Origin of the sequence: Martinezella calliandrae (genome assembly GCF_030272695.1) — a bacterium.
GTDB lineage: Bacteria > Pseudomonadota > Alphaproteobacteria > Rhizobiales > Rhizobiaceae > Rhizobium > Rhizobium calliandrae.
The window spans coordinates 19,211-34,971 of sequence record NZ_JARFYN010000027.1; the positions used below are offsets into that span (position 1 = coordinate 19,211).

General features: G+C 59.5%; 12 protein-coding genes and 1 riboswitch. Of the genes, 6 read left to right on the plus strand and 6 right to left on the minus strand.

The window, feature by feature from the left end:
- Positions 1–11 precede the first annotated feature (11 nt).
- The 4 genes from PY650_RS20085 to glf all read left to right on the plus strand — a co-directional run bounded on the left by PY650_RS20085 (position 12) and on the right by glf (position 5,525).
- Entirely contained in the window at positions 12–734 is a 723-nt protein-coding gene (locus tag PY650_RS20085) for a phosphodiester glycosidase family protein (RefSeq protein WP_285881365.1), read from the plus strand.
- A gap of 108 nt (positions 735–842) precedes the next feature.
- Positions 843–2,306 carry a glycosyltransferase family 2 protein gene (locus PY650_RS20090; protein ID WP_285881302.1) on the plus strand — a complete coding sequence of 488 codons (1,464 nt, stop codon included), beginning with the start codon at positions 843–845 and terminating at the stop codon, positions 2,304–2,306.
- 74 nt (positions 2,307–2,380) lie between these two features.
- Positions 2,381–4,195 carry an FkbM family methyltransferase gene (locus tag PY650_RS20095; protein WP_285881303.1) on the plus strand — a complete coding sequence of 605 codons (1,815 nt, stop codon included), beginning with the start codon at positions 2,381–2,383 and terminating at the stop codon, positions 4,193–4,195.
- Between the two features lie 154 nt (positions 4,196–4,349).
- Positions 4,350–5,525, plus strand: coding sequence for a UDP-galactopyranose mutase (gene glf, locus PY650_RS20100; RefSeq protein WP_285881304.1), 1,176 nt, complete (start codon positions 4,350–4,352; stop codon positions 5,523–5,525).
- A 138-nt stretch (positions 5,526–5,663) separates the two neighbouring features.
- On the opposite strand, the gene bmt is transcribed toward glf, so the two are convergent.
- From bmt to PY650_RS20125, 5 genes are all read right to left on the minus strand, one after another.
- Positions 5,664–6,677: a betaine--homocysteine S-methyltransferase gene (gene bmt, locus PY650_RS20105; protein WP_285881305.1), complete on the minus strand. Its 1,014-nt coding sequence runs from the start codon at positions 6,675–6,677 to the stop codon at positions 5,664–5,666.
- A 167-nt stretch (positions 6,678–6,844) separates the two neighbouring features.
- Complete coding sequence (locus PY650_RS20110; RefSeq protein ID WP_285881306.1) at positions 6,845–7,897, minus strand: quaternary amine ABC transporter ATP-binding protein; 1,053 nt, start codon at positions 7,895–7,897, stop codon at positions 6,845–6,847.
- On the minus strand, positions 7,890–8,801 hold the full coding sequence (locus PY650_RS20115; protein ID WP_285881307.1) for an ABC transporter permease: 912 nt from the start codon (positions 8,799–8,801) through the stop codon (positions 7,890–7,892). The genes PY650_RS20110 and PY650_RS20115 overlap by 8 nt, the downstream gene beginning before the upstream one ends.
- Positions 8,802–9,042: 241 nt before the next feature.
- Positions 9,043–10,041, minus strand: coding sequence for an ABC transporter substrate-binding protein (locus tag PY650_RS20120; RefSeq protein ID WP_285881308.1), 999 nt, complete (start codon positions 10,039–10,041; stop codon positions 9,043–9,045).
- 845 nt (positions 10,042–10,886) lie between these two features.
- The gene (locus PY650_RS20125; protein WP_285881309.1) at positions 10,887–11,126 is read right to left on the minus strand and encodes a hypothetical protein; all 240 of its coding nucleotides are present in this window, start codon (positions 11,124–11,126) and stop codon (positions 10,887–10,889) included.
- A gap of 138 nt (positions 11,127–11,264) precedes the next feature.
- Here PY650_RS20125 and PY650_RS20130 point away from each other — a divergent pair, with 138 nt between their 5' ends.
- The gene (locus tag PY650_RS20130; protein WP_285881310.1) at positions 11,265–12,719 is read left to right on the plus strand and encodes a cobyric acid synthase; all 1,455 of its coding nucleotides are present in this window, start codon (positions 11,265–11,267) and stop codon (positions 12,717–12,719) included.
- On the opposite strand, the gene PY650_RS20135 is transcribed toward PY650_RS20130, so the two are convergent.
- Positions 12,716–14,512, minus strand: a complete 1,797-nt coding sequence (locus tag PY650_RS20135; protein WP_285881311.1) for a chloride channel protein — start codon at positions 14,510–14,512, stop codon at positions 12,716–12,718. The genes PY650_RS20130 and PY650_RS20135 overlap by 4 nt on opposite strands.
- Before the next feature lie 179 nt (positions 14,513–14,691).
- Positions 14,692–15,090, plus strand: a riboswitch (cobalamin riboswitch).
- A 143-nt stretch (positions 15,091–15,233) separates the two neighbouring features.
- On the opposite strand from PY650_RS20135, the gene cobU reads away from it, so the two are divergent.
- Positions 15,234–15,761: a bifunctional adenosylcobinamide kinase/adenosylcobinamide-phosphate guanylyltransferase gene (gene cobU / locus PY650_RS20140; RefSeq protein ID WP_285881312.1), complete on the plus strand. Its 528-nt coding sequence runs from the start codon at positions 15,234–15,236 to the stop codon at positions 15,759–15,761.

Genomic DNA, 15,761 nt, shown 5'->3' on the forward strand with positions numbered 1-15,761 from the left:
GATTGCTGACCATGCTTGCTGTCCTTGCCTGTGCCAGCTCGGCCTTTGCCGATGAAGCCTGCCGCAAGGTCCTGCATCTCGCAGACAGCTATACGGTCTGCACTTTCGATCCCGCCATTGATGGTATCCAGCTTTACCAGAACGACCGCAGCGGCAAGCCCTACGGCTCCTTCCGGGCACTGGAGAGGGATTTGATGCAAGATCGGCTCTTTATCCGCTTCGCCATGAACGGCGGCATGTACCGGGACGATCAGTCGCCTGTTGGCCTCTATATCGAAAATGGTAGAGAGCAGAGAGCGATCAACACCAACAAGGGATGGGGCAATTTTCATCTGCTGCCGAACGGCGTCTTCTACATCCTGCCGGGCCATGCCGGCATCATGGAGAGCAAAGCCTTCATCGCTTCCGGCATCAAGCCGTTCTACGCGACGCAGTCCGGTCCGATGCTGGTGATCGACGGCAAGCTGCATCCGTCGTTCCTCGCCGACAGCACCAGTTTCAAGACACGCAACGGCGTTGGCATTTCGGCGGACGGTAAGGTGATCTTCGCCGCATCCGACGGCGCTGTGCGCTTCCACGATTTCGCGACCCTGTTCCGCGACGACCTCGGCTGCGCCAATGCGCTCTTCCTCGACGGCGGCATCTCCAGCCTCGATATACCGGAATGGCAGAGGCGGGACGGACAGTTTCCGCTCGGCCCGATCATCGCCGTGACGCAGTCGCTGCCGCAGTGAACCGAGCGGCCCACAAGGTTGGAGCCAGCCACATTCGCTAATGGACACGACGGGAGGATCGTAGGTCCTTCGGATGCGCTGTATCGGATTGGGGCTTCGAAATCATCAATGACGGAAATTGCAAACAGGGCAAAGGCTCTGATCTTCATGACGGCGCGCGATTGCGAAATGTATGTGAGGCAATCCCTGGCGAGCCTTTCGCGGCAAACGCACGATGATCTGCACGTCCTTTTCGTCGATGATTGTTCCGAGGATGACACTGGTATCATTGCGGCAGCACTCCTCAACGATCTCTTTTTGAACCGGCACACCTTTATTCGCAACGATGCGCGATGGGGAAAGTCGCGCAACGTCTGGGAGCATCTGAGGCCGCGCACGAATATGGCGGAGTTTATCGTCATCCTCGATGGCGACGATCAGGTGATCATTCCGACCATCATCGAGCAGATGTCGCGGTGCTATGCAGACGGACAGGATGTCGTCTGGACGAACTTCATCACCGACGGCGGCGGGATTGGCGGTAACGGTGCTCTCGATCCCAATCTTTCGCCACGTCGGCAGGGCTGGAAAACCAGCCATCTCTTCAGCTTCCGTGCCTCTTTGCTGGACAATGTTCCCGAGGGCTATTTGCGTGATAGCGCCGGCCAGTGGTACATGGCAGCCTGCGACATCGCGCTTGCCTTGCCTATTCTCGATCAGACGCGCCGCTATGAGTTTATTCCGGTCAATGCGCATCGCTACACGGCGACCAATCCCTATTCTCATCACAATCTCGACCCACAGTCTCGTGGACTGAATTCCACCGCGCAGCAGCGCTCGGCGCAGGAGGTGTTCAACAAGCCGCCCCTGCCGTTGACCCGCCCGGCAAAGAATGCGACGGCGGCGCGGGTCCTTGCTCCGGCGTCCGTCGAGAGCCGCCCGCTCGCCACCGCTGTCGGAGCCGGGCAGGCGTGGCAGGAGACGGCCAGCGAAATCCTTATCGCCGGATATCCGACTTTGCTCGACGCCCAATCGGTCGCCGGTCGGGATCCGTTGACGCCGATGCAGATCTGGGCGCTTCGCCGCGCCACGTTCCAAAGGAGCGAAACGCCGAATATTCTCCATATCGGTGCGCCGCGCTCCGCCTTGGTGCTGGCGTCCCTTATTTCCGGTCTCGAGGCCGGGTTGAACTGCCTGTGTATCTCGCCGGAACAGGTCGCAGACATCGAAGCGCGCTTCATCGCCAGCGGTCAGACGGACAGGATTTCCATCATAGAGACTGAGCCTACCAATGTGAGCTTCGAGAACGTTTCCGCGATCTTTCCGGACACCAGACCGATCGGCGAGGACGTCAAGTTCGACCTGGTCGTCGTGGATCTGAAAAACACCGCCTATCCGGCCGAGAGCGCGTTGCTTGCCCTGCCGGCGCTGGCAAACAATCTGTCGCCTCGAGGTTTTAATCTTTGCGTTTTCGCCGAAGACCGCGCGATCGAAGAGTTGGCCGCCAAGCGTTGGGCGAGCGTCAGTACGGGCCTCAAATTCTGTCTCGATGCCATAGGCGGTAGCGGATTGATGGTCGTCGGCGGCCGCTGACGATGCTTGCGATCGCGCCAGCGCATCACCGTTAAGCCTCCGTGATAAACCTCTGCATATTGGAAAGTACCGCGATGACACTGCAAGCCACGGTCGCCTGTGAAGTGAACAGCTACCGGATCCCGGTCCGGTTCCACCTTCCCAATCCGAACGATCATATCCAGAGGATCATCCTGCATAGCCAAGGCTTTTACGAACGAGCCATGCTGGAGGATATCGGGTCGTCCCTGCCTGAAAATGCTTTCGTGGTCGATGTCGGCGCCAATATCGGCAATCATACGCTGTTCTTCAGCGCAGTGATCGGCGCTCGGACGCTGGCCATCGAGCCGAATGCGGAAGCATTGCGCATTCTTCGCGCCAACATAAGCCTGAACGGCTTGCAGGATCGCGTCGACGTCAAGCCGATCGCGCTGGGTGCCGAAGCGGGCATGGGGGATGTTGTCGAGGAAGACCCGTCCAAGATGGGGATGGCGCGCGTCAGGCTTGCAACCGACGGCCAGGTTCCGGTGGCGCGTCTTGACGATGTCGTTCGGGAGCAGCATGTCGACCTGATAAAAATCGATGTCGAAGGCATGGAGACCGATGTGTTGCGCGGTGCCATGGGCACGATGGTGCGATGCCGGCCGAGGTTGCTGGTCGAGGCGGCGACAGCGCAAGCTTTGCTGGATGTGGAGGCCATTTTGCGGCCGCTCGGCTATCGCAAGATCAAGGTGTACAACGAGACACCAACCTATTTGTTTGAAATGAAATTTGCCGACCCTTATCCGGACAGGCGGATTAAGGCTATTGAACCCGCACATATTGCCGCCCTGCCGCCGACGAAAGTGATCGTGGCGGGCATGGCGACGGTAGCGGGCAACGAGATCGCGCTGCGGGCGGCGGTCATGTCGCTGCTGCCGCAGGTCGATCGGCTTTATGTCTATCTCAACGGCTTTATCGAGGCGCCGCGCTTCATCGCCGAGCATCAGAAGATCCGGCATTTCATCGACACCGATGGCAGCCGTTATGGCGATGCCGGAAAATTCTGGGGACTGGAGCAGGTCGAGGATGCGATCTATGTCACCTGTGACGACGACATCATCTATCCCGACGATTTCGTTGCACGCATGATCGGCGAACTGGCGCAACTGCGTGGTCGAGCGGTCGTCAGCGTACATGGCTCGATCATCCTGCAGCCGAGCCGCGGCTACTACAAGGAACGCGGTCGCGCCGTCTTTCATTATGAGCGTAGTCTCATGCGGCGCCGGCGGGTCCACGTGGCAGCGACGGGTACCAGTGCTTTCCATTCAAGCCTGGTGAGAATGAAGCTCACCGATTTTCGTCACCGCAACATGGCGGACATCTGGCTTGCCGAGTATCTACACCGCCAGGGTATTCCGGCCTATGCCGTGCCGCGAAAGGATGGCTGGCTGCAGACGATAGAGGTGCCGCGTTCGTCGATTTATGCCCAGTCGGCGGCCGGCACCGGTTCAAGCTATGATAGCTCGAGCATGCAGGACGAGGTATTGTCTTCGATATATCCGCTCTCGCTCCTCGGATCAGACGCGGCCGATAGCTCATCGATCATCTATCTTGTCGATACCGACCGGCCGGACGGGCTGGTGGAATTCATCCTGGCGGTTGCCGGGCGCGAGCGCGATCCAACCATTTTCGTCACTTGCGATCACGAGACCGAGGATATGCGCGGTGTGGCGCTTCATCCGGATTTTCTTTGCGAAGTGCACCTCGTTGCCCGCAGCGGCGGCAAAACATCCTCCTACCTGGAACTTTTGTCGAAGAATGCGCAGCGCGTGAGGGGCTGGACCATTCGCAATGGCAATGAATTGAAGCCGGCCGCCGGCAATGAATGGGAAAAATGGTTTGAGCCGATCGCGCCGCAGGCCAGCTAGCCCAGTCATGCTTGGCCAATTGACCCTATGCTGCATCCTGCAGATCGGGGTGGTCTATGCCGCTGACCTTCGCGCTGGCGTTGCGGGTGATCTATCGAGGGCGCCTAAACCAGCAGGCTGATTTCCTTTCCAAACCTGGGGACCTGAAAGTTTCATGATCGATTTCTCCAACGTTGACCTGCTTATCGTCGGCGCAGGTTTCTATGGTGCGACGATTGCCGAGCGGGTTGCAAACCAGCTTCAAAAGAATGTTCTCCTGATCGATCGCCGCAGCCACATCGGCGGCAATGCCTATAGCGAATTCGACAACGAGACCGGAATTGAAGTCCACCGTTACGGCGCGCATCTTTTCCACACGCCGAACGAAACGGTTTGGACCTATCTGAACAGATTCACCGGATTTACCGATTATAAGCATCGGGTCTATTCGACCTATCGGGATCAGGTTTATTCGATGCCGATCAATCTCGGCACCATCTCCCAGTTTTTCAACCGGCGTCTTTCTCCGGATCAGGCACGGGCGCTGATCGCGGACCAGGCGGCCGAGATGGCGGGGCGCAATCCCGCGAACCTGGAAGAAAAGGCGATTTCGCTCATCGGTCGTCCGCTCTACGAGGCGTTCATCCGCGGCTATACCGCCAAGCAGTGGCAGACGGACCCACGCGATCTGCCGGAACATATCATCACGCGGCTGCCCGTCCGCTATACGTTCGACAACAGATATTTCAACGACAAATACGAGGGCCTGCCGATCGACGGATATACGGCGATTTTCGAGAGGATGCTGAAGCATCCCAAGATCAATATCGCCCTTGGCGTCGATTTCTTTTCGCTGAAATCTTCCCTGCCGCCGGGGCTTCCCATTGTCTATACGGGGCCCATCGATCGGTATTTCGACTATTCGGAAGGGGAACTGGGTTGGCGTACGATCGATTTTGAGAAAGAGACCCTCAACACCGGCGACTTCCAGGGCATGGCGGTCATGAACTATGCCGACGAAACCGTCCCGTACACGCGCATCCTCGAGTTCCGCCACTTCAATCCCGAGCGAAGCTATCAGACGGAAAAGACAGTCGTGGTGAGGGAATATTCGCGCTCGGCGCGGCGCAAGGACGAGCCCTACTATCCAATCGACACGCGCCAGGACAAGGACGTCTTCCTGCGGTATCGGGCGCGCGCCGAAGCTCAGACGAATGTCCATTTCGGCGGACGGCTCGGTACCTACCGCTATCTCGATATGCACCAGGCAATCGGTGCGGCCCTGAAGGCTTTCGAGAGCCGTGTCCTTCCGCATTTTGCCGAGGGACAAGCCATTGGCGGCGAGAAATAGGCAGACGGACTGAATTTGGCCGGCCACCGGCGCCTTCGGCGCCGCTTGTCATAGATCGGCGTCGCTTGGACGATGCAGCCATCCAACAAATTATCGAGCGGGATGACCTTTGACGAGGACATCCCGCTCGATTTGTTTCTAGCTCCGCCGACGGCGCTCGCGCGAAGGCGCGGCTCCGCCTTCATTGGCGGTCTTGTTGCGCAGCGGGCCGATCCGCTCGATGATCGTTTCGAGCGTCGGGCGAGGGCCGGGCGTGTAGCTGTCGAGCGCCTGGCGCATGGCGGCGAGATGGCCGCAGGAGGTGCCGCAGCAGCCGCCTATGATCTTGGCGCCGGCGTCGCGTGCAAGGCGCGCATAGTCCGCCATTAGCGGAGGCGTGCCGGAATAATGGATCTCGGCGCCGCGATATTCCGGAATGCCGCAGTTGCCCTTGACGATGACGGTCGCAGCCGGATCGGCATCGGTTATATCGAGCAGGCTCGAGAGAATGTCCGATGCGCCGACGCCGCAATTGGCGCCAACGGCGAGCGGACCTTCGCCGACATCCTTTGCAACGCCGTGAATGTCCTTGGGAGGCAGACCCATCATCGTCTTGCCGGCAGTGTCGAAGGAGCCGGTATAGGTGTAGGCGAGGCCGACCTTGACGGCGGCTTCGGCGGCGGCGTGGATTTCCTCAGGCGACGACATCGTCTCGATCCAGGCGACGTCGACGCCTCCGGCTTTCAGACCCTCGATCTGCTCGGCGAAGGCGGCAACGGCATCCTCATAGGTCAGCGCGCCAAGCGGCATGAGCAGTTCGCCGGTCGGGCCGACGGAGCCGGCGACGATGACTTTGCGGCCAGCCTTGTCGGCGACGGCACGGGCGATCTCCGCTGCCTTCTTGTTCAAGCTGTGGACGCGGTCCTGCGCATGGTGCAGCTTCAATCGATGACGTGTACCGCCGAAGGTATTGGTAAGGATGATGTCGGCGCCGGCATCGACGAAATCCTGATGCAGCTTGGTGATCCGCTCGGGATGCTGTTCGTTCCAGAGCTCCGGCGCTTCACCGGCCTCCAGACCCATGGCGAAAAGATTGGTGCCCGTCGCGCCGTCAGCAAGCAGCACGCCCTTTTCGGCAAGAAGATCGGTTAAGGGGTTGGCTGGGACGGTCATGGCGTCTCCTCGAATGGCTCGGATAAATCGGATCGAAATGTAGATATAAACATTTCTTTATATGAGTACAATACCGGGATGGAGGCAGAGGCTGCCCGATAACAGGATGGACAAGAAAAAAAGCGCCCCTGGGGCAGGGCGCTTTCAGCATTGCGACGATGATGCGCTCAGGCGGCCGCCATCTGCGCCTTTTCATGCGTTGTCGGCGTCACCATGGCGGCGATCATGGCTTGCAGATCGATCATGCCGATTGGCTTGCCAGCGGCGTCGGTGACAACGGCCGCGGTGTGTCCGCCATCGGTCATCTGTTTGGCCGCCACTTCCAGCGTCATGTCAGCGGATATGCGGACCCCATGCGGCTCGCCGGCAATTGGTTTCATGATCGTCTGGGCCTGGATGACGCGGCCGCGGTTCACTTCCTTGACGAAGGCGGTGATGTAGTCATCCGCAGGTCTTAGCACGATTTCCTGGCCGCTACCCTGCTGAACGACCTTGCCGTCGCGTAGGATGGCGATCTTGTCACCCAGCCGCAGCGCCTCGTCGAGGTCGTGGGTGATGAAAACGACGGTCTTCTTCAACTCCTTCTGCAGGTCGAGAAGCACGCTCTGCATGTCGACGCGAATGAGTGGGTCGAGTGCGGAGTAGGCCTCGTCCATCAGCAGGATGTCGGCGTCGTTGGTCAGTGCGCGAGCCAGTCCAACGCGCTGCTGCATGCCGCCTGAAAGCTGATTCGGATAGTGATTCTCGAACCCCTTCAGGCCGACGCGCTCGATCCAGTTGCGGCCCTTCTTCTCGCTTTCGGCCCGGGCCACCCCTTGAATGTGTAGGCCGTAGATGGTGTTTTCGATCACCGTGCGGTGCGGCAGCAGGGCAAATTTCTGAAACACCATCGCCGTCTTGTGACGGCGGAACTCACGAAGGGCATTCTCGCCCATCTTGCAGACGTCGACGCCATCATAAAGCACTTCGCCGACGGTCGGTTCGATCAACCTGTTGATATGCCGGATCAGCGTGGATTTGCCGGAACCCGAAAGGCCCATGACGACCGTGATAGCGCCTGCCGGCATGTCGATGCTGATATCCTGCAGGCCGAGCACATGACCATGGGCCTCATTGAGCTCGGCCTTGCTCATCCCGTTCTTGACTGCGTTCACATAGTCTCGTCCGCGAGGACCAAAGATCTTGTAAAGGTTTTTGATCTGGATCGCGTGACTAGCCATGGATGACCTCCGAGTGCTTCTGGAGCCGTCTGCCGTAGGCCTGGCTCGTTCGGTCGAAAATAATGGCGATGGCGACCAGAGCGAAACCGTTGAGGAAACCTACGGTGAAAAACTGGTTGTTGATCGCCTGCAGCGTGTTCTTGCCGAGCCCACCGACGCCGACCATCGAGGCGACGACGACCATGGCAAGCGACATCATGATGGTCTGGTTGATGCCGGCCATGATTGTGGGCAAGGCAAGCGGAATCTGCACGTTGAACAGTTTTTGCCCATGGGACGAGCCAAAGGCATCGGCCGCTTCCAGCACCTCCTTGTCGACGAGGCGGATGCCGAGATTGGTCAATCGGATCATCGGCGGGACGGCGTAGATGACAACGGCGATCAGCCCGGGGACTTTGCCGATGCCAAAGATCACGACGACGGGGATAAGATAGACGAAGCTCGGCATCGTCTGCATCACGTCGAGGATGGGATTGATGATCGATTGCAGCCGGTCGGAACGGGCCATCAATATGCCGATGGGCAGGCCGATGACGATGGCGATGAGCGTGCAGACGGTCACCATGGCAAGTGTCACCATGGTGTCGCCCCAAAGGCCGCAGACGCCGATCAGAACCATCGAGATGGCCGTGCCGGCAACGATCTTAAGATTGCGGCTGGCCGCATAGACGACGATCATCATGACGAGCAGCACGATGAACCAGGGCGTATTGGTGAAAAGCCATTCCAGGTAGTTCAAGAACCACTGCAGCGGCTGGACCACGGCATCGATGACGTTGCCGTAGGCGCGTACCATTCCCCTGAAGCCGTCATCGATGTTCTTGCGCGCGGCGCGAATGAGAGTGTCGTCGATTGCCGGGAAATTACATAGAACATCCGGCAAAAAACTGCATTGAATAGCCATGGCCTTCCCCTTCTTGTCCGGTTTTGCCCAGCTAGTGCGTGTGGCCGTCACGCCCCGATGGTAGGCAGCACTGCGACCGGTTCGTCAGGCTGCTTCAGTCTTCTTACAACATTCGCCGGCGCCATTCTGCACTTGTTGCGACTTGGGGCTGGGCCGGTCTGTCGGTATGAGTGTCACCGCAGTCGCCGTGAATGCGAAATTGGCGACCGGCAGAGCGCCAGCCGCCAATTAAGGTATCATATCAAAGCGAAGCCTTGACCTTGGTCGCTACTTCCGGAGAAACCCACTTGGTCCACATGTCGGGATAGGTCTTCAGGAAGTATTTTGCACCGTCTTCGTTCGTGCCTTGATTGTCCGTCATCCAGGCGAGAACCTTGCCGACCGTGCCGTTGTCCCATTTGCGGGTCTTGACGTAGTCCATGGCAATGCCTGCCTTAGAGGCAAAGGCCTTGGTCACCACGGTGTAGACGTCCGAAACCGGATAGGAGTTGACCTTCGGGTTGGCGCAGTCCTGGATTGCCGTGCAGGCGTCCCATTCCTTCTTGTCATGCGGCACGTTGAAGCTCAGGCGCACCATGTCGTATTTGCCGAGGATCGCGGTCGGAGCCCAGTAATAGCCGAGCCAGCCGGTCTTCTTTTCGAAGGCGCTGGCGATCGAGCCGTCAAGGCCGGCGGCCGAACCGGTGTCCACCAGCGTGAAGCCGAGCTTTTCGGCGCCGAGCGCCTTAAAGAGATTGGCCGTGGAAATCTGGCAGTTCCAGCCCGACGGGCAATTGTAGATGGCGGCCTTCGAGGGATCTTCCGGGGCGGGGAAGAGCTCCGGATGCTTCAGCGCGTCCTGGACGGTCTTGATGTCCGGATGGGCATCGGCGAGGAACTTCGGTATCCACCAGCCTTCGACGCCGCCATCGCTCAGAAGAGGCGCTGCCTCGATCAGGCGGCCTTCGGAAACGGCTTTGTCGAGCGCCGTGCGGACTGCGTTGACCCAGAGTTCGGGTGCGACGTCAGGCTCGCCCTTTTCGTTCATGGAGGTGAAGGTCGGCTGCGTGTCGCCGGTGACGAGCGTCACGTTGCAGCCATAGCCGTTCTGCAGGATGATCTTGTCGACCTGCGCGGCGACGCCGGCCGATGCCCAGTTCATTTCTGCGATCGAAACGTCGCCGCATTGCGCAGCATGTGCCGAGCCAGCCAAAGCATAGGCACCGAGTGCGAAGATGGCGGAAGCAATCAGCTTCTTCATTGGATAATGTCTCCCAGTTTCTCGTTAAGTTACCAAAATCGTCTCCAGGCAGACGCCTGTCGATTCGGCGTCAGCATGGTCGAACCACAACCGTTCATCCGCGCTGACGACGTTTGCCCGGTCCCCTGTCATGCTGTCGTGCGTTCCCTCGTTTTGCGGCGGCAAAACCCTGTCGCAGCCGTGTTCTTTTCGCATCGACTGCAAGCAGCCTAAGGATTTGAGTGAAGAAATCAACCTGTCGTCAGGCGAACGGGCTTATTGCGGCTTGTCGAAAAGCTTATATAAGCGCTTGAATTGGCCCATTTTCTACTATTCGTGGCTGTAAAATGGGCATTGAAGGTGCGCCGCGCGCGCCGCGAGCGGCGCGAAATCAATGATCGCTAAAATATCGTGTCCGACGAAGACTTTTTATATTCCATTCGCGTCGTTTTCGTCTCTCGAGACAAACCAGAAAAAATTTCGAAAAAATTTTCTGATTCATCCTTATTTAAGACCTTAATAACCGTCCGGTAACGATGTCCGGCTATCTATCGAAGCGTGGCGGGGGACACCGCTGCTTCTCCGGATCAGGTTGAGCGTACCGGAGAAAGCGAGCCTTGCAGTGTGAGAAGCAAGCGAGCCGGCGTTTTTGGCAAACCGTGTCGATCCTCGGATCGCGCGGTTTTCGCGTTTCAGGGCTTGCCCTAACGGCCTCATCGAGAATCGATGTAGGATCTCAATTGAATGATCAGGGGTGCGATGGCTGCGTGCAGCCGAATGGCGGAAAGCGCAAAGCCGCCAATGCGGTCGCATGGCGGCTTGCGGTACGATGGGCTGGTACGATGGGCTGGCGGCTTGACGGCCAATCAACCGACGCTATAGGTGCGGATGAAGCCGATTGGGCCGAAGCGGGTATCGAGCTGCTCAAGACGGCTCTCGGGGCGGCGTGACGGCAGTTTCGAGTTCCAGGCGATCTGGATGGAATTCTTGTTGTTGAAGATGAAGAGCATCGGGGTTTCCTCGGGCCGGATCGGCCGGCTGTCGTTGTTTGAATTGGTGCTGAGATAATCATCTTCAGGATGGCGAACAATGGATGAAGTCGTCATCCGATGTCGCAAATAGAATATATAAGAAAGTGATGCTTTTTTGCCTCGGAGATCTGGTTTTTGCTGTTAATCATCGCGGCGGAATCAAGGCGAAAACCCGGGGTTTTCGGTGGTAGTGCCATATCGGAGCGATGAGGGATGACGAAGGCGATCATGCTGCAGGGGACCGGCTCCGATGTCGGAAAAACGGTATTGGTCGCCGGGCTGTGCCGCCTTTTCGCCAACCGAGGCGTTCGGGTGCGCCCGTTTAAGCCGCAGAACATGTCGAACAATGCAGCGGTCGCCGAGGATGGCGGCGAGATCGGCCGGGCGCAATGGCTGCAATCGCTCGCCGCGAGGGTACCGTCGTCGGTGCATATGAACCCGGTGCTTCTGAAGCCGCAATCGGAGACCGGCAGCCAGATCATCGTGCAGGGCAAGGTCTGGGGGCAGGCAAAGGGCAGGGATTATCAGGCGCTGAAGCCGCAACTGCTCGGCGCCGTCCTGCAGAGCTTTGCGACCATGCGTGCCGGAACCGACCTGGTGATCGTCGAAGGCGCCGGTTCGCCAGCCGAGATCAACCTCAGGAAAGGCGATATCGCCAATATGGGTTTTGCCACTCGCGCCAATGTTCCCGTCGTGCTGGTCGGCGATATCGACCGTGGCGGCGTGATCGCTTCGCTGGTCGGCACGCATCATATCCTGCCGGATGAAGACCGGCGGATGATCCGCGGCTACCTGATCAACAAATTCCGTGGCGATCTCTCGTTGTTCGGCGAAGGGGTCGATGCCATCGGGGGCTTCACCGGCTGGCCATGCTATGGTGTCGTACCGTGGCTGAGGGCGGCAAGCCGGTTGCCCGCCGAGGACTCAGTGGTACTGGAACGGCTGGCGCGCGGTTCGGACGGTGCGCTGAAGATCGCCGTGCCCGTTCTGCCGCGCATCTCCAATTTCGATGACTTTGATCCACTACGCGCCGAACCGGATGTCGATCTCGTCTTCGTTCGCGCCGGCGAGCGGATACCCGCGGATGCGGGCCTCGTGGTCCTGCCGGGCTCGAAGTCGACCATCGGCGATCTCATGGATCTGCGGGCACAGGGGTGGGATCAGGATATAGCGGCTCACGCCCGCCGTGGCGGCCGCGTCATTGGCATTTGCGGTGGCTACCAGATGCTCGGCCGCAGGGTGCATGATCCGCTCGGCATCGAGGGATTGGTGACGGAGATACCGGGGCTCGGCTTGCTCGATGTCGAGACCGAGATGGCGCCGGAAAAGACCTTGCGCAACAGCCTGGCTTTTTCCAGGGAATACGATGCGCCGCTTTCAGGCTATGAGATCCATCTCGGTGTGACGCACGGCGTCGATTGTAATCGGCCCTCGACCATGATCGACGGCCGGCCGGATGGCGCGCTCTCCAGCGACGGCCTGATCATGGGCACCTATCTGCACGGGCTTTTCACCAGCGATGCCTACCGGGCAAAGCTGTTGGCGAGTTTCGGCCTAACGGGCGAGCGGGTTGATTATCGCGCCGGCGTCGAAGCCGCGTTGGACGAGATTGCGGCAGAGCTGGAAGCGGTGCTCGACCCTGCCTGGCTCGACAGCCTGGTGCATTAAATCTCGCCCGAAACCTCGCGGCGCCGACGGTCGAGTTCTTCGCTGTAGCGGCGCAGAGTGTAACTTTCCGTGAGTAGACCGATCACCTTGCGCTCGATCAGATCGTTGATCACTACCAAAGCTTCGCTTTCGGTCTCGTCGAACAGCGCTGCCGCTTGTTTCGCGTTCATCTGCGGCTGCAGGAAGTCGTTGCGATGGCGAATGAAGTCGGCAAGGCCGTGCTCTTCATCGTCCTTCTCGACCGGGCTCGCATAAATGTCCGGCATAAGCACCATGCCGGCATATTTCTCGTCCTTGTCGATGAGAATGACACGCTGGGCCGAGCCGATCGGAAAGCGCTGGCGAAATTCCTCGATGCTCATGTCGACGCGAGCTGTGTGCACATCCGGACGCATCATGCGGGCGACCGTCAGGTTGCGGATCCAGCCGACGTCATGGGCGCTGCGGATACTTTCGCCGCGCAGATGGAAGCGCCAGGTCGCGAACGAATAGCCGAATGTGGTGCGCACCACCAGCGACGACGTGATAACGGCCGCGAGTACCAGCACGGTGATCGGAAAATCGCCGGTGATTTCCAGCGCCAAAAAGGTCATGGTCAGCGGCCCACCGATAATGGCGACGGCCAGCGAACTCATGCCGACGACGGCATAGATGACCGGCGTCAGCGTGGCATGGTCGAAATAGGGAGCGCAATAGGCGAAGATTTTCCCGAGCAAGGCGCCCATGAACAGCGAAGCGAAAAACAGGCCGCCTCTGAAGCCGGAGCCGATCGATACCGCCGAGGCGAGCGACTTCAGCAAGAACAGGCCGACAAGGGCCGACAAGGTGACCTCGTTGGCAAGGTTCAGATGCAAGGCGCCATGGCCGGCGGAGAGAACCTGCGGCGAAATCATCGCCAGAAGCCCGACGACCACACCGCCGAGCGCCGGGCGGAAGGGCGGCGCGATCGAACTCTTGCGCGCCATTTCTTCAATGAAAGCGACGCCCTGCATGATCAGGATGCCTACGCCGGCGCAGAAGCCGCCAAGCAGGATCGCCGGGATGTAGTCGGCTGGGACGACCGCGCCGAATCGATTGACATCAATGGCGAATTCATCGCCCGCCAGCAGGCGGGCTATAAGGGTCGAGATCAGGGCCGAGACGACGACGGGCGTCAGCGTTAGGATCGAATAGGTGCCGATGATCAGTTCGAAAGCATAGAAGGCGCCGGTGAGCGGCGCATTGAAGGCGGCCGCGATGGCACCGGCGGCGCCGCAGCCGACCAGCATTCTAAGGTCGGCGCGGCGGAACTGCAGCTTGTGGCCGATTTTCGAAGCTATGCCGGCGGCAAGCTGAGTGTAGCCGGCCTCAAGTCCCACCGAGGCGCCGAAACCATTGGATAGGAGGTTCTGCACCGCCACCAGGATGCTGTCCGTCAAGGACAGGCGGCCCCCATGCAAGGCATTGGCTTCGATCGGGTCGACCATCGGCTTCTTGCGCGTTCGCGACAAGATGAAGATCATGAGGCCGAGCAGGATGCCGCCGGCGATCGGGGCCATCAGCAATAGCGATTTGTCGGTAATGTTGACGGCGGCTGCGCTCAGTCGGTCGTCATCGGCGATGCCGTAGACGAGGCTGTGCAGTTCGCGTGAGATCAGGCTCATCGCCGTGACGGCACAGCCGGAGGTGATGCCGACCAAGGCGCCGGCAAAGACCAGACCGAGCTCGCCACGACGGAAAAGTGCCCTTAGCCGGCTAGCGCTGACAAAGGCGGAGAGAACGCCTAGACGGCGCGGCTGGAATTTTTGCAACATGGGGAACGGACGACAGTTTTGTGCTCAGCGACATACACTCAGCTTCTATAAACTCCTAACATCAAAGAAATACGGCAAAAAGATCGCCGAAACCCGTGACTTTTGCGCCAATTTCGCTGTCGGGACAGCCGATGTCGTATCTGTCGCCTTGATTGACTTGCGGGGGGCGAAAGCCTAATCATTGCAAAATAACGAATGGTTCCTGAGCGGCGATCTGCCGCATGGGATGAAAAGGGAATGTGAAGGAGCGGACCCAAGTCGGGCGTTCTCATCACAGCCGACCCCGCGACTGTAGAGCGGTCAGGGTCTTCCATCCGGTCCGTGGGTGTTTCGCTGATGGGTCTCGCATGGTGCGGGCAGGCAAAGCAGCTTTGGGACGGAAAAGCCACTGGCGTGGCATCATGATCAACCAGGGCTGGACGCCTCTAATTCTACGAATCGTCCGCCTTTTCATGATGTTTGCCGGGAAGGTGAGGGAGATCCGCTGGTGCAGGGTCGGGGGCGACCGGTTTCGGTCCGCCCCCGCTTGCTGCGCCTCATCCGCGAGCCAGGAGACCTGCCATACGTGCCGGGCACGAGGCCCACCCCAGGGACGGATGTCCCGGCTGCCAGCACGGAGGTTGTCATGGCGCGAAACGAGTTTTTGGCGTGCAAGCGCCTGCTTTTCGGCTTCCGCGGCGTCGTGCCGGCCGTCGCCTTTGTGTTGGGACGGATATAGCCGATGCCATCCTCAACCTCTCGCGCCGTTCTTGTTCTCGGCGGTGCACGCTCCGGTAAATCCCGGCTCGCCGAAAAGCTGATCTCAGACACCGGCCTTGAACGTCACTATCTGGCGACGGGCCAAGCCTGGGACGACGAAATGCGCGATCGCATAGCGCAGCATCGCGCCGATCGCGGCGATCTTCTCTGGACGACGCATGAGGAGCCGCTTGATCTGACTGCGCGGCTGGCGGCAATCGACGGCGAGGGCAGGGCCGTTCTCGTTGATTGCCTGACGCTTTGGGTTACGAACCTGATGATGGCCGAGCGCCATATCGCGACGGAATTTGCCGCTCTCACCGAATTTCTACCAGGCGCAAAGTCGCGGCTCGTCCTCGTTTCCAATGAGGTCGGGCTCGGCATCGTGCCCGAAAACCCTATGGCGCGCGCGTTTCGCGATCATGCCGGCCGGTTGCACCAGATGATCGCGGCGGCGAGCGCCGAAGTCTATTTTATCGCGGCGGGGCTGCCGCTGAAAATGAAGGGTTGA